Source organism: Frigoribacterium sp. CFBP 13605 (assembly GCF_014839405.1).
GTDB lineage: Bacteria > Actinomycetota > Actinomycetes > Actinomycetales > Microbacteriaceae > Frigoribacterium.
This window is the reverse complement of sequence record NZ_JACYNS010000216.1, coordinates 1-871: the sequence shown is the minus strand read 5'-3', so window position 1 is coordinate 871 and position 871 is coordinate 1. Positions and strand designations below refer to the sequence as shown.

2 pseudogenes are annotated in these 871 nt (G+C 76.6%); one reads left to right on the top strand and one right to left on the bottom strand.

From position 1 onward, the window contains the following. Positions 1 to 412: pseudogene (locus IFT36_RS16115) on the top strand (hypothetical protein); the annotation flags it as partial. 90 nt (positions 413 to 502) lie between these two features. Here IFT36_RS16115 and IFT36_RS16110 read toward each other — a convergent pair. Then, positions 503 to 871: pseudogene (locus IFT36_RS16110) on the bottom strand (hypothetical protein); the annotation flags it as partial.

The window sequence follows — 871 nt, the reverse complement described above, 5'->3', positions numbered from 1 at the left end:
CCAGGGTGGCCGCGACGGCGCCCGCCGCGACGCCGCTCCCCGCGGTGGCGCCTCGACCTTCTACTCGACCGAGTCGGGCCGCGGTTCGTCCACGCCCGTCCGCGACGACGCCCGTGGCACGCGCGACGGTGCTCGCGACGAGACCCGTGGCACCCGCCAGACCGGTCGCCGCGCCCAGAGCAGCGGCACCCAGAGCGACGGCGGCCAGAGCCGCACCAACGCCGTCCGCAACGACCAGGCCGAGTTCGCCGCGTCGCTCGGCGGCTCGCGCGAGGGCGGCCAGCGTGACGGCGGCCAGCGCAGCGGCGGACGACGCGCCTCGTCCGAGGGCGGCCGTCCCGGCTCGCTCAAGGTCGGCGGCCTCGTGGGCGGCAAGGCCCGCACCGGCGGCGGCCAGCGCGGCGGTCGCTGACCCGACCCGCTGCCACACCCCCGAACCGGCGTGACACCCTCTGATCCGAGGGTGTCACGCCGGTTCGGGGGTGTTGCGCTGCCAGCCCCTTCAGCGCACCCCGGCGCGCGCGAGGGCCCGCACCATGGGCTCGGCGCGCAGGGCGTCGCCCCAGGTCCATCGGACGACCGTGCGCACGCCGGGCAGCGCTCGCAGATCGTCCTCGCGCCGCTTCTCGTCGATCACGACCTGCTCGGGGCTGCGCCCGGCCCGCATCCGTTCGTCGCGGTACTTCACCTCGCCGTCGAACTCGCCGATGACGCCGAACTGCGGCCACCAGAAGTCCACGAAGCCGATCAGGGGGCCCGTCACCGGGAACCGGGCCTGCAACACGGGCCCCGTGAGCCCGGCGGCCCTCATGCCCGCCCGACTCAGCGACTCACCCGGCGACTCGGACCGCCCGTCGGCGAACGCGACGGC